13 protein-coding genes are annotated in these 24,796 nt (G+C 36.0%); 1 reads left to right on the top strand and 12 read right to left on the bottom strand.

What is annotated here, in order from left to right; all coding sequences use genetic code 11:
- Positions 1–29 precede the first annotated feature (29 nt).
- Positions 30–1,799: a sulfatase family protein gene (locus H5V42_RS12850; protein WP_185783576.1), complete on the top strand. Its 1,770-nt coding sequence runs from the start codon at positions 30–32 to the stop codon at positions 1,797–1,799.
- Positions 1,800–1,812: 13 nt separating this feature from the next.
- On the opposite strand, the gene H5V42_RS12845 is transcribed toward H5V42_RS12850, so the two are convergent.
- From H5V42_RS12845 to H5V42_RS12790, 12 genes are all read right to left on the bottom strand, one after another.
- The gene (locus tag H5V42_RS12845) at positions 1,813–3,438 is read right to left on the bottom strand and encodes a sodium:solute symporter (protein WP_185783575.1); all 1,626 of its coding nucleotides are present in this window, start codon (positions 3,436–3,438) and stop codon (positions 1,813–1,815) included.
- A gap of 58 nt (positions 3,439–3,496) precedes the next feature.
- The gene (locus H5V42_RS12840; protein WP_185783574.1) at positions 3,497–5,668 is read right to left on the bottom strand and encodes a beta-xylosidase; all 2,172 of its coding nucleotides are present in this window, start codon (positions 5,666–5,668) and stop codon (positions 3,497–3,499) included.
- Positions 5,669–5,672: 4 nt separating this feature from the next.
- Entirely contained in the window at positions 5,673–7,085 is a 1,413-nt protein-coding gene (locus tag H5V42_RS12835; RefSeq protein ID WP_185783573.1) for a cellulase family glycosylhydrolase, read from the bottom strand.
- Positions 7,086–7,225: 140 nt separating this feature from the next.
- Positions 7,226–8,794, bottom strand: a complete 1,569-nt coding sequence (locus H5V42_RS12830) for a RagB/SusD family nutrient uptake outer membrane protein (protein ID WP_185783572.1) — start codon at positions 8,792–8,794, stop codon at positions 7,226–7,228.
- 10 nt (positions 8,795–8,804) lie between these two features.
- Entirely contained in the window at positions 8,805–11,852 is a 3,048-nt protein-coding gene (locus H5V42_RS12825) for a SusC/RagA family TonB-linked outer membrane protein (RefSeq protein ID WP_229665677.1), read from the bottom strand.
- A gap of 543 nt (positions 11,853–12,395) precedes the next feature.
- The gene (locus tag H5V42_RS12820; protein WP_185783571.1) at positions 12,396–13,733 is read right to left on the bottom strand and encodes a sulfatase family protein; all 1,338 of its coding nucleotides are present in this window, start codon (positions 13,731–13,733) and stop codon (positions 12,396–12,398) included.
- 6 nt (positions 13,734–13,739) lie between these two features.
- On the bottom strand, positions 13,740–16,568 hold the full coding sequence (locus tag H5V42_RS12815) for a family 78 glycoside hydrolase catalytic domain (RefSeq protein WP_241731900.1): 2,829 nt from the start codon (positions 16,566–16,568) through the stop codon (positions 13,740–13,742).
- A 366-nt stretch (positions 16,569–16,934) separates the two neighbouring features.
- Positions 16,935–17,504 (bottom strand): hypothetical protein, encoded by a 570-nt coding sequence (locus H5V42_RS12810; protein WP_185783570.1) that lies wholly within the window; start codon positions 17,502–17,504, stop codon positions 16,935–16,937.
- A gap of 148 nt (positions 17,505–17,652) precedes the next feature.
- Positions 17,653–18,540, bottom strand: coding sequence for a glycoside hydrolase family 17 protein (locus tag H5V42_RS12805; protein ID WP_185783569.1), 888 nt, complete (start codon positions 18,538–18,540; stop codon positions 17,653–17,655).
- A gap of 18 nt (positions 18,541–18,558) precedes the next feature.
- The gene (locus H5V42_RS12800) at positions 18,559–19,986 is read right to left on the bottom strand and encodes an MFS transporter (RefSeq protein ID WP_185783568.1); all 1,428 of its coding nucleotides are present in this window, start codon (positions 19,984–19,986) and stop codon (positions 18,559–18,561) included.
- A 27-nt stretch (positions 19,987–20,013) separates the two neighbouring features.
- Positions 20,014–21,315, bottom strand: coding sequence for a glycosyl hydrolase family 17 (locus H5V42_RS12795; RefSeq protein WP_185783567.1), 1,302 nt, complete (start codon positions 21,313–21,315; stop codon positions 20,014–20,016).
- Positions 21,312–24,746, bottom strand: coding sequence for a hypothetical protein (locus H5V42_RS12790; RefSeq protein WP_185783566.1), 3,435 nt, complete (start codon positions 24,744–24,746; stop codon positions 21,312–21,314). The genes H5V42_RS12795 and H5V42_RS12790 overlap by 4 nt, the downstream gene beginning before the upstream one ends.
- Positions 24,747–24,796 lie beyond the last annotated feature (50 nt).

Raw genomic sequence — 24,796 nt, 5'->3', positions numbered from 1 at the left:
CTGGCCCATTAATCACATAAGCTCAAATTATGATTGACTCAGCAATCAACATTAAAATAAGAACAGGTTTGTTCATTATATTAATTATGGCCATTAATGGTTGTAAAAATGAAACAGGTGAAAAAAACAGTAGTAAAATAATAACAATTGAGTTACCTAAAAAACCCAATATTCTATGGTTAGTTACTGAAGATATGGGGGCCTATTTACCCATGTTTGGCGATTCTACCATAGCCACACGCAATCTAAGCCGCTTGGCTAAAGAAGGGGTCATTTATCCTAACTTATTTTCTACATCAGGTGTCTGTGCGCCCAGTAGGGCAGCGATAGCAACGGGAATGTATCCTTCCAGTATTGGTGCCAACCATATGCGGACCACTTCCTATACCGAAGTAACCGGTTTGCCAAAATATGGAGCCATACCGCCACCAGAGGTGAAAATGATTAGTGAACTCTTGCGCAGCGAAGGGTATTACTGCACCAACAACTATAAAACCGATTATCAGTTCAAAGCACCCATGACCGCTTGGGATGAGAGTAGCCCATATGCCCACTGGAGAAATAGAGAAAAAGATCAACCTTTTTTCGCGGTGATGAATTTTACCGAAACCCATGAATCGGGTTTGTTTGAACCTTATGGTTTTAGGGAAATTGAAACAAGACACTACCATTCTGGCAATCAAAATTATAAATGGCAAAACTTTGGCGGCTCACACGCCAAAAATAGAATGACTGAGGAAAAAACCCCTGTTCATCTTTCAAAAGAAACCCAATTTGATATTCCCCCTTATTTGCCCGACACTCCTGAAGTTCGTCGCGATATGTGGAAGCTCTACAACAATATTGCCGAAATGGACAAGCAGGTAGGTGCTGTTTTGAAGCAGTTAGAGGAAGATGGTCTTTTGGAAAATACCATCATCTTTTTCTACGGCGACCATGGTGGGCCTTTGCCTCGACAAAAGCGGTTGATTTATGATTCAGGATTAAATACTCCTATGATTATTCGTTTTCCTAACAAATGGAAAGCAGGTACTGTCGATGAACAATTGGTTAGTTTCGTTGATTTTGCGCCAACCTTGCTCTCCCTTACTGGAACAAATCCGCCCGAACATTTGCAAGGAGAGGCATTTTTGGGTGAATTTGCACATGACGAAGAACGCACCTATATTCACGCGGCAGCCGACCGCTTTGATGGATATACCGATGCCATACGTGCCGTTAGGGACAAAAGGTTCAAATACATCAGAAATTACCGCCCGGAGCAGGGCTATTATCTACCGATAGACTACCGTGAAAAGATACCGACCATGCAAGAATTGTTACGACTGCGCGATGCAGGTGAATTGGACAGCATTCAGATGCAGTGGTTCAGAGCGTCAAAACCTATTGATGAATTGTATGATTGTGTAAACGACCCGCACGAACTCCATAATCTAGCCAATGACCCTAAATATGCTGTGAAGCTAAAGGAACTTCAAAACGAAATGGACCGTTGGATAGCAAAAATTGGAGATCAACCCAATCTACCGGAAAAGGAATTGTTAAATCAATTATGGAATGGTGCCCAAACGCAACCCAAAACAGCCATGCCTAATTTCAATGTACAGGGAAATCAGGCAAGCATAAACTGTTCTACAGCCGGTGCATCTATTGGTTATAAAATTATAACTAATGGAAACGAGCCTGAAAATTGGTCGGTTTATAATGGAACTTTGTTAGTACAACCAGGTGTTGATATTAAAGTTCAGGCTCACCGAATTGGATATAAACCCAGCGAAATTATTAAAAAAAAGATATAGTTGATTTCTCAATCTACAAGGTTAACTTACTAAAAGCTATCATTATATAGCACACAATTAGCAAAGTTATAATTGTGATTACAATATCTTTCCAGTTATAGCTAGCTCTGGTCATTGCTTTTTGCTCGCTGGTAACACTAGAAAAGGTGAGACCTTCAATTTTCTTTTCTGAGGGTTTCTTATAGAGTAAACTTACCCCTACGCATATTAATACACAAATCATAAAAAAGTAAGCCCCGAACACCAACCAATTAATATCTGCTATAACATATAATATAGACTCCTTAGCAAAACTATCCTTAACAATTTCTAATGTTAATTTAGAAAACCCAATCGCGAACCCAGCAATTAATGTAGCAATAGCACCATTAGCATTAATTCTCTTATAAAATATTCCAAGAAGAAAAACTGCTGCAATAGGAGGTGATATATAGGCTTGAACATTCTGTAAATACTCATACAATCCACTAGAAAGTTTTGTAATAATAGGTATCCACAATAATCCTAAACCAACAACAATAAATGTAGCTATACGCCCTGTTTTCACGAGACTTTCTTCTGGCTTATTGGGTTTGAGTTTTTTATAAATATCTAACGTAAATAAGGTAGAGCAAGAATTAAATACCGAAGCCAACGAACTCATTAAGGCAGCCAATAAACCAGCAGCTACTAAACCTCTTAATCCAGAGGGTAGAATACTACTCATTAAAACCGGAAAAGCCTCATCTGGGCTGTTCCAATCTAATTTTCCTTGCATTTTTAATCCTAGAGCAACTACACCAGGTATAAGAAACAAGAATACTGGCATTAATTTTAATAGTGCTCCAAAAATACTTCCTCTGCGAGCTTCTTTAATATTTTTTGCAGTAAGTACTCTTTGAACAATAACCTGATCAGTACACCAATACCAAATACCTACAATGGTGCTTGTGATAAATAAGGGTAACCAAGGGTAATCTGAATCCGTATTTGGCCTCCACATATTGAAATATTCTGTACCGACAGTAGCTTTTAAATTAGACCACCCTCCTATTTCAGACAACCCTAAATAGGTAAGAATACCTGCACCTATGACCAGAACAATTGCTTGAATCGTCTCTGTGTATACAACTGCCCGCATACCTCCTAAGACAGTATAAAGACCAGTTAGTACTACCGTAGCAACCGCCCCAATCCAAAAAGGAATACCCATTAATGAAGAAACTACTACACCGCCAGCATAAATGGTAACTGACACTTTTGTGAGAATATAAGCGATGATAGATACCACAGACAATACCCATCTTGACCGAGCGTCGAAACGTTTCTCTAAAAATTCTGGCATGGTAAATACTCCACTTCTAACATAGAACGGAATAAAAACCCATCCTAACATTAATACAATCCAAGCATGTAGTTCATAAATAAGTAATGGCATTTTGTCTCCAGCTCCATTTCCTGCAAGACCAACAACGTGTTCTGAACCAATATTTGAAGCAAATATGGAAGCGCCTACAACAAACCACCCTAAGTTTCTACCTGCTAAAAAATAGTCTTGAGTATCTTTCTGTCTTTGTTTAATGACCCACCAGGCCACTGCTAATAGTAAAATAAAATAACAGCAAATTACTATCCAGTCTAAGGAGTCTAAGTTTTGCATTTCAGTTCTGATTTTAATGGTTAGATTTATTAAATGATTAGGCGAGTATAAAATGCTATTACTTAACTATAAGTTTTACTGATTTAAGGTCCTTGTTAAGTGAAGAGCTTCCTACATAAATTGTAAACATACCAGGTTCAACCACTTTGGTTAAATTTGCATCTAATAGTGCTAATTCATCAAAACCTAAATTAAAACTAATAGTTTTTGTTTCTCCTGGAGCTAAAGCTACGCGTTCGAAACCCTTTAAAAGTTTTATATATCTGCCGACGGATGCAAAATCGTCCCTTATATACATTTGTACAACTTCATCACCTGCAACCTTTCCAGTATTTGTAATTTTAACTGAAACTTTGGTACTGTCGATATTTGAAATGGTATTTTCAGCTAAGATTGGTTCACTTATATCGAAAGTGGTATAACTAAGACCAAATCCAAATGGAAAAAGAGGTGATTTATCATTGTCTTTATATAATCCTTTTCCTGAACCAATAAAGTCAGGTCTTTCAAGGTAAGTAACCGGTAATTGACCAACAGAACGAGGAAATGAAACTGTTAATTTACCTCCAGGATTTACATCACCAAACAAAGCATCAGCTATAGCATCACCCGAGTGCATACCTAAATACCAAGTTTCTAGAATTGAAGGTACATTCTCAGCAATGTAGTTAATGGTTAAAGGCCTACCATTTATTAAAACCACAATAATTGGTTTACCTGTTTTATGTATAGCTTCGACTAACTCATTTTGTACACCATACAAATCCAAATCAGAACGATCTACACCTTCACCACCCGTTTTGCGTGAGCCTCCAACCACCAAAACAACAGCATCAGATTTTTTTGCCGCCGCAATAGCCTCTTGAAAACCATCTTTAGAATTACTCAATAAATCACAGCCTTTGGCATAATTAATTTTGATGTCGTCACCGACCTTCTTTTTAATACCTTCCAATGCCGAAACATAATATGGGGGCAGCCCAGAATAACCACCCAATAAAGAATAGGTCCCTTTTTTGGGCCGCTCCTCATGTGCATTGGGGCCAATTACCGCCAAAGAAGAAATCTTGGACTTATCTAAGGGCAATAAATTGTTTTCATTCTTTAGCAGAACAATCGCCTTTTTTGCCATTTCATAAGAGAATTCCTGATGTTCTTTTCTACCTACATTTACTGTTGCGGTATCAATCGCCATTGGTTGAACATCAAATAGACCCAATTTGTATTTTGCGGTCAGAATACGTGATGTTGCTTTGTCAATATACTTGACCAATTCAGGATTCTTCGTTAATGTATCCAGCAATACATTGGGATGATAGGAGGATAAGTCAATACTTTTTCCAATGACTAAATCCATATCAACCCCAGCTTTTAATCCTAAGATAGCTGACTCGGCTCTTGATTCAGAAATAAAGTGCATTGTTTCCAAACGTGCAACATCATTATTATCTGAAATTACAAAACCGTCGAAACCTAATTCATCTCGCAAAATATCTTTTAGCAACCACGTATTCATGTGGTTTGGTACTCCATTATAATCTTGATGACCAGGCATCACGGAACCTACTTTAGCTTCCTTTATTGCTGCTTCGAAAGGTGGTAAATACACCTCGCGTAGACGTCGCTCTGACATATCACTAAAACCACCGTTAATACCACGTCGGTTTTCAGGATAGCCAATAAAATGCTTGGCAGTAGCTATAACATGATTTTCATCAAATTGCTCGTCACCAGTACCTTGCAAACCCTCTATAAATGCAACGCCCATTCTAGAGACCAAATAAGGGTCTTCCCCATAAGATTCTTCAACCCTGCCATATCTTGAATCACCAGATATGACATCTAAATTTGGTGAGTAGCAATGCGTAACACCTAAAGCACGTGCTTCAAGTGCTGTTTGGGAAGCCATTTTTTTTATGAGCTCTGGTTCCCAAGTAGAACCTGCAGCAATAGCTTGAGGATAAACTGTTGTGTTCCCATAATAATCAAGAACTAACCACATACCATGTAATGCTTCTGCATACTTCATATATGGAATACCTAAACGCTCATTAGCTGGTGCGTCTTGGGTCATTTCTGCAATTTTTTCCTCAAGTGTCATTTGTGACATCAAATCAACAACTTTTGCCTGAATTTCTTTATCCCTATCATCAGTTGCATCCGTTGTTTTTGTTTCGCATCCACCCAGTATAATTGTGGTGAGGCAAAAAAGGAGAAATCTATTTTTCATTGTTTTATTTTTCATCGGTAGGTTCTTCAAAATCCCAAATCCCAGGAACTATTTTAATATTCAATTCTTCTTTACCCTTAGGCCACCTTAAAACAATGAGTTTTTGTGTTATAGGTTTCCAAACCACATTTTGTGGATCAAAGTCTTTTGGGCATTTGTAAACTTCCAAACCAGTATTTTTAATGGGATTATGGTAAAGTATTATATCATTTTCAATAAGCATTGAAAATCCATCAGGGTAATGCCGGTTGGCACCAACAAAAAGGGTTGAGGGACCCTTTTTATTATCTGGTGTAATATTAACATCCAACGTTCTTGTTGCATGGTTGAATATAAAGGACTGAATATCTCCCGCAATGTTTTGTGGATATGGCCTTGCGATTATATCGGTAATGTATTTTCGCTCTACCGTGCCCGCATCTCTTTTATCGCTGAAAATAGCCCAAGTTGAAGGTCCACCAGGTAAGAAATTCTGCATGGTACGATTTCCCAAGAACCAGGCCTTTATGCTGCCCACGCCCATTTGATCAAAAACCTCGGCGGTACGGATATAAAGTTCCCTAAACTTCAACTGACCTAATTCTCCTGACATAAGTGTATCAGTGGAGGCAAAAGTGGGAAACCCCCATTCTCCGATTAAAATTGGGGCATTCAACAAATCGGATTCTTTATCAAAACGATTCATAACCGGTTTGATAAAATCTATTTTATCTTGATAAATATGTGGCGCAAATATTAGGTTCTCTCGATTTATCGATGTTTTGACCTCAGCATACTGATTGTTGTCAATGGCCTCACCCTTATTCATAAAGATGGACTGAATCAATATTTTTTTATTCGGATTGATTGCATGACAGGCATCTATAATTTTTAGATACAGTGGAATTAGATAGGTGGATGTAAGGTCGTCATACGAAATATCCATGTTCAGCTTTCTGGGTTCGTTGACAATGTCATAGCCCAAAACAGATGGTTCATTAGCGTATCGTTTCCAAATTACGCCCCATGCTTCTATATACGTTTTATATTCCTCTTTCTTGTTCTGCCAAAAATCTTCCCAAACAAAACTATCGACACCGTAAACCGTCATTTTAAATATGGTTTTCATCCCAGCATTTCTGCCTAAATCGACCAAAGTGTCGAGTTTCTTTAAATACTGTTCATCCAATTCTCCTCCGGGAAAGCTGCTCAGTTTTCCAAGTTCCAACCGAATTACCTGTGAATTGGCACCCAATCGCACCATTCGTAGATAATCGTCGGCGTCAAAAAAGACCTCTCCTTTATGATCGTTGGTATTAACTACAAAACCTCTTGGTATCAAGTGACGACCCCGTTCATCGCGAAGACCATGTTTTATTTGCCCAAGCAAGGTTGTTGAAAATAGAAGAGTTACGAAAAGTAATGGATAAAGTCGCATTCTTACAAATATCTTGAAATATACTCTTAGCGTGTAAAAATTCTATCCCGTGGCATCCTGTGCAATAAAAAAGAGAGGATAAAATTTATCCTCTCTCTTCAACTAAACTGAATTATTCTAACAAATAAAACAACTCTTTATTAACGGTAACCGTTGTTTGTAGGATCTGACTCCAATAGTGCTGGATTCTGTTCTAATTCTTGCAATGGAATTGGTAACAAAACATGCCATGGTCTAATATTCTGAGCTGGGTTCCAGAACCTGTATTCAATATTTTCCATTACGTCAAACAAAATTCCCCATCTTATTAAATCATATCGTCTATGCGCCTCAGCAGCTAATTCCCATTTACGTTCATCGTAAATAGCTTCTCTAAAACCTTGTTGGTCTAATCCTGTTAAATCCCATTCTGCTTGTGTTTCGTAAGCTCTTTGGCGAATTGGATTTAAATATTGAAATGCACCTGCAGGACCATTCAATTCATTTTCGCATTCTGCGGCCATCAAATACACATCAGCTAAACGAAATACCATTCTATTGTCCTCATGGTTGAATCGTGGTGATGTTGCCAGATCTAAATTCCAAAATTTAGCCATATATGGAAAGTTTAATTCAAAACCTAAATAGTTATCAACGATATTTAAGGGTCTTCTTAAATCGTTCAATGGAAATTTTTCAGCAAAATCTTTTGCCGCAACTTGTAAGCCTGTACCATTAAAAGCCTCGCCTCTTGCCCTTAAAGCGTCACCCAAAGCACTTCTTTCATCTGAATTTGCTGGTTCATCCCGTAATCGAGGGTTGAACATACTGGGCCTCCAATTACTATTACCTGCAAAAGCCCTTCCTGGAAAAGCAGGATCAAATTGACCTGTAATGTCCCTAGCAAAATCTAAAGACCATATAATTTCAGCATTATACTCATTAAAGGGATCAAACACCTCTTCATATGTTGGCAACAACATGTGAGGTGACTGATTGATGATTTCTAAAGATTTACTCAAACCGTCTTGCCAGTTTTGCTGTTTCATATAGATTTTCGCCTCAATGATAGCGGCGGCCCATCTTGAAGCACGACCTCTTTGGTCATCTGCATATTCTGATGGTAAAATTGATTGGGCAAATTGCAAATCTTCAATCACCCCGTCAATGATGATGTTTTCATCTGTTCTACCCAAAACCCTTACTTCATCAAGCGTTAATGCCTCGGTATAGTAAGGAGCATTGCCCCAAAGATTGGTAATATGCCAATAGGCTAATGCGCGTAGAAATCTACATTCTGCGATAACCTCTGTACGCACATCTTCAGTTATAGACTCGTTACCAGTCACCCTATCAATAATGAAGTTTGAATTGAATACAACTCTGTACAAGTCTTTCCATGTATCCGATACACTCATTTTTTGAACTGATACATCGGCAAGTGCCTCGTCTAAACTATAATCGCCAATGGGCTGCACAAAATTTGCAGGGCGATTGGGTTCTATAATGTCAGCACCATTGTCATAAAAATGGTCGAGGCCAACCTGACCATAAATGGAATTGTTCTTTAAAATGGCATAAGTACCCTGTACAGCCTGTCGCGCATCGTTATCAGAAGCAAAAAAGCTTTCTGGGGCGATAACAGCTCTTGGGTCTTCTTCCAAGAAATCTTCACAACCAACGCTTGTGAAAATTATAAAAATAAGTATATATAAATTTTTTGTTTTCATATCTAATTTTTTAAAAAGTTACGTTTAGACCTAATGTAATAACCCTTGGATTTGGATAATTCGCATCTAAGAATCCTAGTGCTATGTTGCCAAATTGATTGTTTCCTTCATTAAAGTTATTAGCCTCAGGCTCAATCAATCGAGTTTTAGAAAATAATAACAAGTTAGTTCCAGATAAATAAACTTGTGCATTTTTTACACCATCCAAGCCGATTTTCTCAGTTGGAAAATTATAGGCCAACCGTACTGCTTTAAGACGTATGTGAGAACCATCTTCCACATATTCTGAGTTTATCGGCGTGTTTGTCACGGAGTCTCCACCTGCTCTTGGTATATTGGAGGTTGGATTGTCCAGAGTCCATCGGTCTCGTAAATCTCCAAATTTCACCGTTTCGCCACGATTGAAATAGTGATTTCGCATTCTTAAGTTAAACACCTCATTACCCGTAGTACCTTGAAAGAAAAATGTAAAATCAAGATTCTTATACGAAAATGAATTTTCTAAACCAAAAATCAAATCTGGAAAAGGACTACCTAGAACTACATTATCTTCAGTTGAGATAATACCATCTCCGTTCAAATCCTCAAATCTTGGCCCACCAACAACCTGTGATGATAAACCAGAAGCATCTATTTCTTCCTGACTTTTCCAAGTACCTAAATAATTTACTCCCGTGAAAACAGGAACAGATTCACCAACAATCAATCTTGTATTACCTGAACCTATTATAGGATCTACAACAAGATCGATAAATTCTTGGCCCCCTAAATCTAATATTTCATTCTTATTCCTAGCTAAGGTCAAGGTGGAGTTCCAACTAAAATCATCGTTGTTAATGTTTGTGGAATTTACCAAAAGTTCCCATCCCTTGTTTTCAAGAGCACCAACATTTTGTAATTGACTTGTAAAACCCGTTTGTCTTGGTATAGTCACATCCAACAATAAATCGTTGGTCTCTTTGTAGTAATAATTGAATTCTGTAAAGATTCTTCCACCAAATAGTGATGCTTCCAGTGCAAGGTCAAACGAGGTGGTAGTTTCCCATTGCAAGTTTGGATTTGAAGGTCTACCCAAAGTTAAACCAGGAACTTCAGCACCATTTAAGGTTGTATTTGCTTCAGTTAAAACACCTAATGTTCTGTAGGGACCAATAGCCTGATTACCAGAACGACCCCAACTAGCTCTTAGTTTTAAGTCTTTAAATACTTCTTGGTTTTGCATGAAATTCTCTTCGCTGATTTTCCAAGCCCCTGCAATAGAAGGATAAAATTCATACTTGTTACCTGGTGCAAAAACAGAACTACCATCTGTTCTACCAACCAATGTTAAGAGATACTTATCCTTATAGCTGTAATTTATACGACCGAAAAATGAGGCAATCTGAAACCCAGTATAACCACTACTTACAACAGATCTAATAGGGTCAGAATTACCTAAATTATTAAACCCAGTGGCATCACTGGTAATACCAAATGCTTCTGCTTGAGTAGTTTCTGTTTCTACTTTTTGAAATGATGCTCCACCTAAAACGGTCAAGCTATTATCTTCATCAATATCTGTTTGATACTGAATGGTGTTTTCGTTGTTCCAACCTACACTTGCTACAGTTCTTACGCTTGCATTACCACCATCCGTAATACCTACAGCTAAGTTACCTGGTAATTGACTAGAATTAAATCTATTACGCTTAACATTGTTAAATTCAGGACTAAAGGTAGAACGAATTATCCAACCTGGCGCTGGCTTGTACTCCAAATACGCCGTAGCCAATAAGTTATTGGTAAATGTCTCGTTGGTGTTCAACTCAAAATTTGCAAGCGGGTTATTAAATGGAGCCCCCACAACATCATTAAATCCATTAAAAGTACCGTCTTCATTAAAAGCAGGTTGTGTGTTTAAAGTTCCAAATAGGTTAGCACCAAAAGAGGTAAGACCATTATCTTGATTTAGTCTAGAATAATTTATACGAAAACCCGTTTTTAATTTGTCACTTATATTGATATCCAAATTGGATCTAAAAATAAATCTTTCGAGTCCAGAAGTCTTTACAATACCTTCTTGATTAAAATAATTGAAGGAGTTGTAATAATTCACATTTTCTGAAGCCCCTGAAACGGATAGATCTACATTATAAATTGGAGCCGGCCCCGTAGTTAAATCAACCCAATCATTATTGGGATACGTAGATGGATCATCTGGAAAAGGTATTGCCACTCCCCTAAAAGTATTGTGTTCATTTGTAAAAGCAATTTGCTCTTCTTGAGTTAATACATCGGGCAGTTCAGGAAGCATTTGCATACTTGTAAATACATTGACACTCACTTCAGGTTTTGAAGTTCCTGAACCACGACCACTTTTGGTCGTAACCAAAACAACACCGTTTGCACCCCTGGAACCATAAATGGCAATGGAAGAAGCATCCTTTAGAATTTCAAGAGATTGAATATCGCTAGGATTTATATTGTTCAAGTTGAAGTTGGTTCCGACCACAATACCATCAACTACAAAAAGAGGTTCGTTACTACCTGTTATAGAATTACCACCTCTTACTCTAATAGTTGTCCCTGCACCAGGAGCACCGTTTGCTTGGGTTACTTGAACACCCGCGGCCCTACCTTGCAAAACCTGATCGACGCGAGAGGCTGGTACCTGAGTAATATCTTCGGAACTAACAGATGCAACGGAGCCTGTTAAATCAGATTTACGTTGCGTACCATAACCAATAATTACTACTTCATCTAATTGATTACCTGCCTCTAAAACAATAGTAAATTGTGTTTGATTACCTACGTTTATTTCTTGCGGAGTATACCCTATGTATGAAACAACTAAAACGTCATCTGAATTTGCTTCTATACTAAAAACGCCATCAAAATCTGTTGAAACACCATTTGTTGTTCCTTTTACTATAACTGATGCACCAGGTAGTGGTCCATCAACATCTGAAACTGTTCCCGTAACCGTTTGTTGTGAGTATACGGTAAAAGAAAACAGCATAAATAAACATCCTAATAATGCGAATGCGTATTTATTACTAATTAATTTGAATTTTTCCATAAAGTCGTTATCATTTAGTTTTTAGTTCTGTTAATGGTTGTTAAATTATCGTTAAGAGTTAGTGTTCTCATCCTGTACTGTACTGTGCTGTAAAAAATGATAAATGGAGGAATATCATCAAAACAGCAAATAATTATTGACTTTTATTCATTTTCAAGTAAACAATCTAGACCTATTTATTTTTTTAAATTGCTCAAATTTTAACAGAAATAGACATAATTTATTAATGCTTGTATCATTATATGAATTTGTATTTTTCTTTTATTGGCGAGTTTAATTTTAGTGCATAAGAAAACCATTTAGGAAGCTAGCTACGAGCTTAGTGGCAATGACTATATTTAAGAATTTTGAATTGAAATGAAGTATGATGTCTTTAATAGCGGAAAATTACTTTTTTAGTAAATCCAAAAGAATAATACCTTCAACTTAGCTACTTTTTAAAGAAAACTTTTCAGATAATTATTTGGGAAAGCAAATCATTACTTTCCTGACCTGTTGATTAAATTTTTAAGTTATTTGAAGAGAAATAAGTATAAAATGCTGTTAGTTTTCTAGCCAAGAGGATTCTATTTTCATTTTGAGTTCAGAAACAACTTCTGGATGCTCGTTTGCTAAGTTGTTTTCTTCATTTGGGTCTGTATAGATATTGTAGAGTTCAATTTCTTTTTTGACCTGGTTATTTTCCTGATTCGGAAGAATTAATTTATATGGCTTAGTCATCACCATTCTATACTGTAAGCTACTATCTATGGTATTAAAATCATGGTCATAAATTTCACCGTAAATAGCATTTCTAGATTTTAATTTTTTTTCGTCTAAAACACTAATTCCATCTAAATTTTTAGTATTTCTTATACCTACTAAATCTAAAACTGTAGGAACCATATCTAAACTACTTGTTAATGTGATACTATCTCTATGTGGTTTTATTTTTCCTTTCCATTTATACATTATTGGTGTTCGGAGTCCAAAATCATAAGGGGAGCGTTTAGAGTTTTTATCATAACTTGAATTATCTTCATTTTGAATCCATCCATTATCACATACATATACGAATAACGTATTTTCTGTTTCTCCTTTTTCTTCAATATAATTCATTAAATCACCACAAGTCTGGTCGAACCATTCACACATTGCCCAATATTTAGCTACATATGGTGTTGGAGCTTTAGGAAGATATTTTTGTAATAAACTGTCTGGTGGTGTATGTGGAGCATGAGGTAGAAACGGAGCGTACCACATAAAAAATGGTTTCTTTTTTTCAAGGGCCAAGTCTATATAATTGTAAAGGGTATCCATACCCTTGCGACCAATTTCTAATCCGTAGTCGCCATGGCGTCCACCACGTTTAGGGTCACCATGCGTCATGCCATAATCAAAACCTCCATTTTTATAATTTCCTAGCCACCATTTTCCCGTTTGAAAAGAAAGGTAACCTTTGTTTTTTAATAGTTTAGGTAGCGTCTCTAGCGTATTAAAATGGTTGATAACTGCTTCATAATTTTTAGGTCTCCATGAAGAACGCCATGGTTGTGGACTAGATCTATCGTCTCCCGGTAACACCCGATCGTTACCCAAAACTAAATGTGTTCGAGGATAAACACCAGTTATTATTGATGCTAGTGAAGGGGAACATAGCGAAGTAGGGACATAACCCCTGTCAAACGTTAAACTTTCTTTTGCCAACTTATCTAAATATGGAGTTTCAATGGCTTTATGCCCCATAAATCCATAATCTGTCCATGCTTGATCGTCAGATAAAATAAATACAATATTGGGTAATTTTTCTCCCGTTTCAATTTCCTTTTGTTTTTCTTCTTTACAGGAAAAAATTACTAAAACGGCGAAACAAGCGAAAAAGGATTGATTCAAAAACTTCATTCTTTTCTATTTATTTGTTATTGCTTCTACATGGTACGTACCAGGTGAAACCTCGAAAGAAATGTTTCCATCTGTAAGCTCAACCATTTTAATGTTTTTCCACTCTTTCAACTGCTTACCATTTATTATTATAGCCTCTTTTTTGCTTGTAGGAATTGACATTATTGCTGAAGTATTTGGTGGTACTATAGCTTCTAAATAAAAGCTAGTGCCCTTAAGGTTCCAAGCGGATTTGATTTTTCCATAAGGAGACTCATAGGTAGCCTCGGCAGAAGTCAATCCCCCACCGGGCACTGGCGCAATCCGTGTTTTTTTATAACCTGGTTCAAGGGGTTTTATTCCGGCAATACGCTCGTACATCCATTCTCCTACCGCGCCATAAGCATAATGGTTCAAACTGTTCATGGATTCAGGATTGTATCCTTCCAATTTGCTGTAGCTGTTCCAGCGTTCCCACATGGTGGTGGCCCCTTGGTTAATGGAATAAAACCATGACGGATAGGTTTCCTTCAATAAAATTTCGTACATCAGGTCAGTTTCCCCCATTGTATCCAAGACCCTTGGCAACAATGGCGTGCCTATAAATCCGGTGCGTAGGTGATTGTCAGCTTCCTTAATCTTATCCAACAAATGTTTTTCAGCTTTGTTTCTATTGGCATCGGACAATAATTCAAAATCCAAGGCCAATAAATATGCAGTTTGTGTGGCTTTACTATTTTTAATTTTTCCCTCTTCATCAAAAAATTCCTGCTCAAAAGCGTTGGCAACAGTATGATAAAGATTTTGATATTTTTCTTTCTCTTCCAGCAAGCCCAATACTGCCGCTGCCTTTGCAGTGAGGTGTGCCGAATGGGCGAAAAACGCTGTGCCTATCAATTTTTTTGAGGTGTCACCTCGTTTGTTGCTTTCTTTGACTGGATGGGGCTGAAGCCAATCACCGAAGGAGTCCTTCATAGGCGAGAGATTATCCTCAGATTGCATTTGGTGATAGTTGACCCAATTTTTCATCATTTGGTAGTTCTCCTGTAATACGGTCATATCACCCGTTCTTTCGTAAATAGCCCAGGGAATAATCACTGCGGCATCTCCCCATCCTGCACTTACCCTATTGTTTTCAACAGCGTCTGGCACGACAAAGGGAATACCACCATTTTCGTATTGTGATTCCCGTACAGACTGCAACCAACTGGACCAAAATGAATGCACATCGTTATTAAATATGGATGTTGGGGCAATTACCTGCGCATCGCCGGTCCAACCCAATCTTTCATCACGTTGCGGGCAGTCAGTAGGAATGTCGAAAAAGTTTCCCCTTAAACCCCAATTGATATTACTCTGAAGTTGATTTAGTTTATCATGTGAAGAAGTAAAGGTTCCATTTTTATCAAAGTCAGAGTACTGCACTAAACCTGTAACCCATTCTTTTTTGGGGGTAGCGGATAAATCATAACCACTTAGTTCCACATATTGAAAACCATGAAATGTAAAGATAGGGTACCAATCTATCATACCATCCTGGGATGCGATATAGTAATCGGTAGAGCCTGCGGAGCGGTAGTTGTCGGTATAAAAACTTCCATCAGGATCTAACATCTCTGAGAATCGAACCCTAAGTGTATCTCCTTTTTTCATGGGAACTTTAAGCTTCGGCACGCCCACCATATTCTGCTCAAAATCAAATATGATTCCGGTTCCATTTTCTAGTTCAATGATGTTTTTAGCAGGCATTTCCATTTTTGTTTTAACAGTATGATGTCTTTTTGGTGAAATTTTAACGGTTTTATCCAATTCGGTAATTTCTACGTTTCTCCAATTAGCATCCTCAAAACTTGAAGTGGCCCATCTTGGCATTTCAAAATTGGCATCATAAATTTCGCCATCATAAATTTCTGCAAACCGGATTGGGCCTTCTGTGGTACCTTTCCAAGTTTTATCTGAGGAGATAACTTGTTTAGAACCGTCAGCATAAAGTATTTCTAGCTGAGATAGTATTTTGGGAGAACCCGTTTGTCCCCAAATCATCTTATTCCATAACAATCGTCCAAAATGCCAACCTGAAGCCAATTGAAAACCTATAACATTTTCACCTTCTTGTAACATGTCGGTCACATCATAAGTAAGGGATTCAATGCGTTTTTGATAGGGTGTCCAGCCAGGGGTCATCACATCTTCACTAATAGCCTTCCCATTAAGAAAACCTTTAAAAACCCCTTTTGCCGTCACATACAATTTTGCAGATAAGAGTTCCTTATTTGTTTCAAATTTATTTCTTAGGTATTGAGGGGTATGAATAGTAGTGTTGTTTTTTCCTTTTATACTATCCTTTCTAGTATCTAAACCAATCCATTTTGCTTGCCAATCTTCATTATTTAATAATCCAAGCTGCATATGTGCTACTTCGCTCCAAGCTGAAGATTCTCCTTTAGTATTCCAAATCTGTACTTTCCAATATAGTTCATCACGTGATGATAAGGGCTTTCCTTCATAAGAAACATATAGGGATTGACTAGAACTGACTTTCCCTGTATCCCATATATCTGGAGAATCCGATAAAAGTTCAGGTGTGGAAGCTGCCACTAAATGATAAGATGCTTGCTCATCAATTTCTTGTGGTAATTTCCACGAAAAGGAAGGCGTAGCGTCATAAAAACCTATAGGGTTCTCAAAACCTTCATTAAATGTCAAATTAGTTGGTGGAGCTATTAATTTCTTTTGGTAACAGCTTTGAAGAAAAAGAATAAAAGAAATTAATAATACGAAAATGGAAAAACTTTTTCTTACAATTTTAGGTTTTCTACGAATTTTATTGCTCATTAACCTTAGAATTAATAACAAGTTTAAACTTTTAATTATTCTAATGCATCCTGTACTATCTGATAACTTTTTACTAGCTAATATTGATATTTAAGTTTGTCGACTATATTTTAATTTTTCTTTACAATGGATTTCTGCGCTGGAATAAACTAATTATTTTTATTATAACCCTTATTTCTCAAGATTTATAGGTTGCCTGTTCTCACTACTAGACCTTCTAAAACAATGCACTAAATACTAATATTCCAGGATTTTCTTGTCTTTTACAACCTTACCTGATTGGTTACTATGTGGAGTTCTATTTTTGGTTCTCAGTAAAAAAGTACATTCCAGAGCTTAATTTTTTAAAATTTTATTAAAGCCTTGAACTGAGCATAGTTTAATGATTTAAAAAAATGCGCTGTTATCTAATAATAGTTTTTCATTTTCACGCTCTAAACTATCTAAACGTTGTTCTAGCTGTTTAATTCGGTCTTCTGGACTTTCTCTTAGAATGGACTTGGCAATACTAAATATCGTAAACAAAAAGCTAACAGTAACTGCCCCTAATACAAAACCTAACAACAAGCGTTCTCTACGATATGTTATTTTTTCAGCCTTACCTAAGCTTTGTTTTTCTTCAACACTAAGTTTTCTAGTGCTTGCTAATTGGTCTAAAAAATTATCCCATTTTTCTTCTTCCTGTATATATAAATCAGTAAAACCACCTTCATCAACAAAATCTTCTGTACTAGCAGTGGATGAAACCATAAAAATTTTTGAACCATTACCACTCATTATATCCAGTAGATTATGGTCAAAATCGATAATTTCTAAGATTAATTTTTCAACATATTCTAAGCTATATGCAGGTCTTAAAAACTCATCGTACAATAGCTGAATTTCAAAATAGTCTTCGCGCTCAGCGGCATAGCTTAAAAACTTGTCTTTAATTTCTGCTTTGAAAAATTCACTCATTTAGTTGTTTGGTATACTTGGTTAAAAGTCGAACTAAATTTAAACTAAATGATAAGGTAAGTGTTACCTTCTGGTTAAAGACTTATCAACTAAGTTTTAAGAAGGTTAATTCTGATAGGCTTTTTTAAACTTTCGCAATTAATAGTATCTAAAATTTTAAATTTTCGTTGGAATCCCAGAGTCCCCAAAATGCTCCCACATCTCCTTCATCACCCACTTTCCAAGATTCGTCAAATGACGAAAAGTAGAAGATATCTATTTGCTCTTCTTTAGACCATTTCTGGGTGTTCATAAAATATTTTAAATAATTATCATAAGATGGATAAGCCCCTTCTAGATTAGTTCCTTGACTTGGCCATCCTGTTTCTGTTATGATAACCTTTTTACCATTACCTGCTCTTTGTGCTTGCCTATACATATCTTTCATATACATTAGCGCATAGTCCAAATCACAACCTTCCCAAAACGGATAACAGTTTGCTAAGATTACATCACACATTTCTGTAATACGTGGTCGTTCTCTAAACTCATAATAAGCATCTACATAACCAACGGGAATAGTTGTAATCGCCTTTTTTCCAAGAGTTATAAATTCTAACAATTCATCTTCTTGCAAATCTCCTCTATACATAACTTCATTACCAATTGCCGCAATATCTACGTAGCCCTCATTGGCAAGCTTTATTAGACCATCTAACTCTTTTTCATTTTTTTCTTTATCATCACCAAGCCAAGCTCCAGTTAATGTTTTTAGTCCGTATTCCTTTGCAATTTTAGGTATTGCCTCATTACCATCTGTACAAGAAAATGACCGTATCCAATTGGTAAACGGTGCTATTATTTTCATCCTTTGATGAATCTGTTCTTCTGAGATAAGATTACCAGGTTGTTGATTATCTTGATAAGGACTAAAACACAAACCGTGCATGCCTTCTTTTAAGAGTTCTTTAGCTTGGTTTTGTAATTCACTAGTTGTTTTGTTAACATAATCTAATGAGGCTAAAGACAAATATTTTTCTTTTCTACGTGAAGACATTTTAAAATTTTTAAAATTCTAATCAGATTTACGAGCTTCTAAGGCCTCTCTTATTTTATTTGCTCTCTCTTCTGTAACGTCATAGCTTTTCATTATCCACATAGCAATTAAGGTTCCTGCTACCGGGAAAAAACAAAAAATTGCGTGTAGCCCTTGAATAGCGTCTGGTTGCTCAACAGTTGTTAATTCAGGATTAAACCCAACCATACCTAAAAAAGCAGCACCTAAACCTCCTGCTATGGCAAACCCTACTTTTACCATCCACCAATAAATTGCGCCAAAGACACCTTCTCTACGCTTACCTGAATTGAGCTCATCTATATCTATAATATCAGCAGTCATTGACATCATAATTGTAAACAAGCTTCCAATTCCAAAGGAAAAAAACGGTAATGAGATAATATATAACCAAGGCTTGCCTGGTATAAAAAGAAAATACATCATTATATAACCAACAATTGAGATTGCTTGAGAAATCATAAATGCTTTTCTTTTTCCCATAGTTTTTGACATCCAAGCTACTATAGGTATAACAATAAAAGTTGTTCCTAAAGCTCCCAAACAACCAAACAATGAAACCCAAATGCCTGATGCCTCGGCATCGCCATTAAATAGCTTATAAACTATTATGAAAAAAGTTAGTGAGGATACGGCATAAAAAGCATTGTAAATAAAAAAAGTAGAAAAGCATATTTTTCTGAACTCTGGCATTTTAAATGCTTCTTTAAAGTTCTGTGCAATTTTCACTAGACTACCACCAACATTAGCGGCATTTAAAGGTTCATAATCTTCATTAAGCGTAGATTTACTTTTAATAAATAAAGCAGGAACTATTGCACAGATAGCACAAGGTATAGCTACCCAAATTGCTAATTCTCTAACAGCTACGTCAGCTGAAGGAAACCACTCTGGGTCATACATAATTACCCAAAACCACGGAGCAATAACCCATGCCCACTGTCCAATCCATTGGGCAATTGCCATTATATTAGTACGTTCATGAAAATCTTCACTCATCTCGTAACCCATGGCCACATATGGCACACTAAATAAGGTTAGACCTAAATAAAAAATGATAGACCATATAAAGAAATACCAAAAATTAAATTGAACCGTATTTTCTTTAAATAACTGCCACATAAAAACATATGACACTCCCATTACTATACCACCTAATAAAACATACTGTCTACGTCTTCCCCATTTTGATTTTGTATTATCTGATATAAACCCCATAATAGGGTCTGTAATAGAATCAAATATTCTAGGAAACAGATAAATCAAAGAATACATCCAACTAGGAAACCCCAAATCTTGGACTAAGACAACCATAAAAATTCCTAAAATTGCAGGAAACATTTGGTTCGCAAACATGCCAATACCAAAGGCTACTTTTTGACCAAAGGGTACTGTTCTTTCTAATGTTAATTGATTTGTTTTACGCATCTGTTTGGTGGTTTTAAAGTTGTACAATTAGTTATTCATAAGCAGTGATTCCTTTGAAGGTGGTGTTTTTACTTGTAAGAGTAAACTATCTATATTTCCGTTAAAAGTTTTTTTAATTGGTTTGTCACCGCGGCTAAGACCATCAAAATTTCCATTATCAACCAGGTCCCAAATAGCATATTTAGCTGCTCCACTTACTGTAAATAATCCGAAATGATTTTCAGAACCCTGAGGGTTTTGAGCATCTTTCCAGGGTTCATTAAAAGCTTCAAAATAAAAACAAGAAATACCTGAGGTGTTTGTCCAATCTCGCATGTAACGATAGTACAATCCTTCTTTAAATTCATCGCATGCTTTAGACCCATTATCACCATAAAAACCATTAGATACACTTGCCCAACCGGTTTCTCCAATATGTATAGGTTTGTTTACACCTAACGATTTCATGTATGCTTCAACTTGGTTGTATTGATTTTGAGCATAACTCAAAGCCCTTTTCATGGCTTTTTTTATTTTCTCAGAATCTGATAAAGCAATTTCATCTTCATGAATACCCCAAAAACTAGGATTATAATGCGTGTCGTGCATTGGATAAGTGTGTACAGATAAATAATCAACTTCCTTAATTAAGGTATTTAAATCTTCAACGTGATATTCGTTTCCACCACCACCCCATGAGGCGAAGTTATCTGAACTGGTTATCCATAAATCTTGTGAGAGTTCACCTTTAGACTTTAAATTTTGCAAATGCTTTACCCATTTTAAGATAATCCAAGGTTCTACATAATAGGCAGTAGCCCATTTTACCATGGCTTCATTACCTACCGCAATTACCTTTACAATATCTGGGTATACATTAGCCAACCGTACCGCCTCTTTAATTTCAATTGCATTACGTTCACTTTCTTGATTGTGTATGGGTTCTTTATTTGTCCAAGCATTTTTACAATCAATCCAAGCACCCAACATAACGTACATTTCAAATTCTGAATTTTCTTCTTTTAACTCTCTAATAGCTTTCAGAACATTTGCTGCGTGTGGTTTATGAACTTTATAAGTTCGTAAAACTTTTATATTCATAGCAGATAAAAGCCGCAGGTCTTCTTTTAGTTCCTCAATGGTTGGCTCTATACTATGGTCTGCAAGACGATAACCCCCGTATGAAATAGCTTGGTAGTGAACATTACCTAAAATATCAGAAGCTGTTACTTTTTTCACGTTTGATTGTTTTTCTGTTTTAGTTTTTGTCTCATTTCTACACGAAAAAGCAATGAAAAAGACTAAAAGGCCTATTACGACTCTAAATAAATAATAGTGCTGTTTTGTCATCTTAAGCTGCTTTCTTTAATTTCTAATTTCACTTGTACAATTTCTCCACTACGAGCTACAAGACTTTTGCTGGTTTCAACAGACAGCGTTTTGCCAGGAAAAATTTCGTTAGTACCGTCTGCTTTTGAAAGAATTAGTTTTTCTTCTTTACCTATACCATAGATAATTGGCACTTGGCATAAAGTAAAAGCTAGATGGTCTTTTTTAAGTTCTATTTCTGCTGTTTCTCCTTTAAGATTAACATACTTAAAAGTTGCTTTTTGCTTTAAAAATTCCGCTTTTCTTAATAACGTTGGTCTTAAGTGAATACGACCATCTTTTATTTGTACTCCTAATTCTCCGAATCTGCTTAAAATATCTTCTTTAACCTGCCCTGTCATACCTGGTTGCTGTGCACCTTTACCAGCTGGTGTATGGGAATAAGGGTCAGTTGGGAACGCACCATACAATTCAGGGGACTTATGTACACCTATACCCTCATTAATTTCATAATAATGTTCTAGCATTCTAGAGACCTCTTCTACTCTAGCCCCACTTTCTATTGCATTTAAACAACATTCTTGCGTTGCCAACAACAACTTAGAAACCATGTGCCAATAAATTGAACCTAGGCCTTCATAACCATAAAAGGTACCTGAGCGCCCCGTAAAAGCTTTGTGATTAAAAACATCTTCAAAAATGCCTAAAACCTTTTTCTCTTCGGTTTTAGCTAATGTGGCATATTTAGAACTTCGTAAATGCGTAAATGCTAATTTTACATCATTAGCATTTCTAAAGTTTCCATTAAAATGGAAGGTCCCAGTAATACTTTTAGTAATTAAAGTATTGTCACCGTCAGCAACCATTTTAGTTAATAGCGATGACGTATTGATTTGGTTTTCAGATATGGTATTCTTTTCTATAAAGAGAGGAAGGTTCTTATTTGGATAAAGTAAATAACTGTATTGGTCTTCTCTGAACAATTTGCTTTTCTTTAAACCATCTAAAACTTTCAATGCAGATTCTGTAGACAAATAGTTGGAGCTCAAAACTGCTACTTGTCCTTCTAACATTTCGTCTAAGTAAGAAATTGAAATACTGTTATCATCATTTACAGTAATAAGATTATAAGCATGGTACATACCATTTTCTCTGCAATTTGCATCGATTGTATGTTCTATATATTCCAGAGAAAGATTTACAAATGAGCACAATTCTTTTGTTGTGAGCGATTTCTTTTTCCCAGAAAACTTATTTGCATAAATTTTAGTACGGTAGTCACTTGCCGCTTTACCTAAAGCATCTACTATTCTTTTTCGCTCATAATCATCAACTGAATTTTGAAGTACTGATTTTTCAGTAGTAAGCGTATGTAAAACAGCTTCAAAAAATTGATACAATTCAGTGGCTACCTCAAATGTTGTTTTTTCTGTGCCTTCAAAAATGGGTTTAAAAAAAGCTAAAAATCGTCTTAAATAGCACAAAGTAACCATAGACACCCCGTTACCCACTAGGGCGTTATTGGCATCATTCCATTCTGGTCTTTGTGTATTCATCCAAATACCAGCTTCTGGAACAAAATTGGAAACCTTTGCAAGGGTTGTTGCCAAAAATTTTTCTAAAAAATTTGCAGTTATAATTTCACCTTGTTGGTTACATAATAGCGCACCATCAGCCCCAATTTTTTCACGATGTTTTCTGATGTTCTTATCAGAATGCTCATCAAACTCTATAGTATTCTTAGGATTTTTTAAAATATGGGTATACTCTTTTATTTGATAAGGAACATTAGCGTAGACAAAAATCTCATTATCTAACAACCTACTAATGGCGCCAGGATTTAAATTTTCTGAAAATTCTAAGAATTTTAATAAGTAAATAATTTGATGATCACCCCAATACCCAATATAACTCCAAGGATTATCTGGTTCAATTGTCTCCCAATCAAAACCACCTTTTGTAACTCGGTAAGGATTATAACCATCAAACGTAGAGGCATTTAAGAATTTAAAAATCATGCCCTCAATAAAATTAGGGTAAGCTATGGCTAAGGCCTCCCAGTTTTGAAATATGTCTCTCCAATTTCCTTCATAGTCTAAGATTTTAGAGCCATCTTTCTCACTTCTGGTATTTATTGAAAAACGATTCCAAGGTCTACTAGGGTCACCATGTCTTCTACTAAACTTGAGTGGTAAATATTCTGTACATAATCTTGTAAAATGAGCATTACCTTTCTTAATTGCTAGTTTTTGCAACGCTGAAGTTGAAAAAGAATCTGGAAGTTTCTTTAAAGCTTCTTTTAATTCTTCATATATCAATCTATTAGCACCTTTTAAATACGTTGCAAAATCAGCCTTTTCAATAACATAATCTTTATCAAAGATTCCACCTCGCATAATATTGAACATGGTATTGCTAAAGTGTCTAGAATCTTTAAAATCATCATTAGTTTTTTGAAGCCCATCTGCAGCAGCACAAAGTGAAATTAAGTTTTTAGTTCCCTTGGTAATATCTTCTGTGATTTTACCAATAAGATTATCATTATTTTGGATTTCGTCTGCTAAACTAAATACCGCTGAATGGTCATAATTTACATTACCAATGAGGTACCAATATTTTTTAGCATCTTTTTTTAATGAAAAGTCACTTTGAACAAAGTAGGCGCCTTTTTCTGCTTTGATATCAGTTTCTTGAGAGATTTTACCATCTTTTCTGAAAGCGTCTAATTGTAAGGAAGAAAGTAGGTACTTTGGTTTTTCTAGCCCATGTGACCACACCACATTTGCTTTAAGTGCCTCACTGGGTTCTGCTTTATCTACGATGATAGCGCTTAATGCAAAAATTCCTAAGCCTACCTTTTCTATTAGTTCTGTTCGTTTGTAAGCATCAACCAAATTACTGGAATTTGTCTGCGTATAACTATCTACTCCGTAAGGCATTATATTTTGAAGACCATCTAATAAACTTATTGAGACGGAATCTAGATTATTGTTACACAATTCTGCTGAACGTACAAAACCATATAGATTGCTACTCGCCCATTGGTATTTAAACGTAAGCTGTAAATCATGATTAATCTCTTCGAAAATTATTTTATTACCATACGTGTTTTTGTAAAGGTTACGAGTAATTTTATAGTTTGTAGTACCTAAATTTGAAAATGGCTCCCATATCCAAACTTTATTGCTTCTTACAATTCTCAGAATAGTTTTACTACCTGTGATTTCGCTCGATTCAGTAATCTTATCATCTGTATAATATGGAAATAAAGCGTATTCCGCATTTTTACGACCAGCAGTTAAACCGCCATTACTTGAAATAAACATCCAGTGATTAGAATCACTAACTATACTCATGAAAAATGGTCGTAATTTGTTGCTATTGGCGATTTTGAAAAATTTTTCGCCATTAATTAATACCGTATTTAAGCAACTTTCAGAATGGTTCTCCATTAAAATACTTTATAATCTTTCTTGATTAATTGGGGATAAAATAGGCTAGT

Origin of the sequence: Croceivirga lutea, assembly GCF_014235875.1 — a bacterium.
Classification (GTDB): domain Bacteria; phylum Bacteroidota; class Bacteroidia; order Flavobacteriales; family Flavobacteriaceae; genus Croceivirga; species Croceivirga lutea.
This window is presented reverse-complemented; position numbering and strand designations above follow the sequence as displayed.

Bases quoted from the DNA above. Each gene is read 5' to 3' on its own strand.
- H5V42_RS12790 (WP_185783566.1), bottom strand. From the start codon at position 24,746: ATGGAGAACCATTCTGAAAGTTGCTTAAATACGGTATTAATTAATGGC.
- H5V42_RS12800 (WP_185783568.1), bottom strand. From the start codon at position 19,986: ATGCGTAAAACAAATCAATTAACATTAGAAAGAACAGTACCCTTTGGT.
- H5V42_RS12850 (WP_185783576.1), top strand. From the start codon at position 30: ATGATTGACTCAGCAATCAACATTAAAATAAGAACAGGTTTGTTCATT.
- H5V42_RS12825 (WP_229665677.1), bottom strand. From the start codon at position 11,852: ATGGAAAAATTCAAATTAATTAGTAATAAATACGCATTCGCATTATTA.
- H5V42_RS12820 (WP_185783571.1), bottom strand. From the start codon at position 13,733: ATGAAGTTTTTGAATCAATCCTTTTTCGCTTGTTTCGCCGTTTTAGTA.
- H5V42_RS12830 (WP_185783572.1), bottom strand. From the start codon at position 8,794: ATGAAAACAAAAAATTTATATATACTTATTTTTATAATTTTCACAAGC.
- H5V42_RS12835 (WP_185783573.1), bottom strand. From the start codon at position 7,085: ATGCGACTTTATCCATTACTTTTCGTAACTCTTCTATTTTCAACAACC.
- H5V42_RS12795 (WP_185783567.1), bottom strand. From the start codon at position 21,315: ATGACAAAACAGCACTATTATTTATTTAGAGTCGTAATAGGCCTTTTA.
- H5V42_RS12805 (WP_185783569.1), bottom strand. From the start codon at position 18,540: ATGTCTTCACGTAGAAAAGAAAAATATTTGTCTTTAGCCTCATTAGAT.
- H5V42_RS12840 (WP_185783574.1), bottom strand. From the start codon at position 5,668: ATGAAAAATAGATTTCTCCTTTTTTGCCTCACCACAATTATACTGGGT.
- H5V42_RS12810 (WP_185783570.1), bottom strand. From the start codon at position 17,504: ATGAGTGAATTTTTCAAAGCAGAAATTAAAGACAAGTTTTTAAGCTAT.
- H5V42_RS12845 (WP_185783575.1), bottom strand. From the start codon at position 3,438: ATGCAAAACTTAGACTCCTTAGACTGGATAGTAATTTGCTGTTATTTT.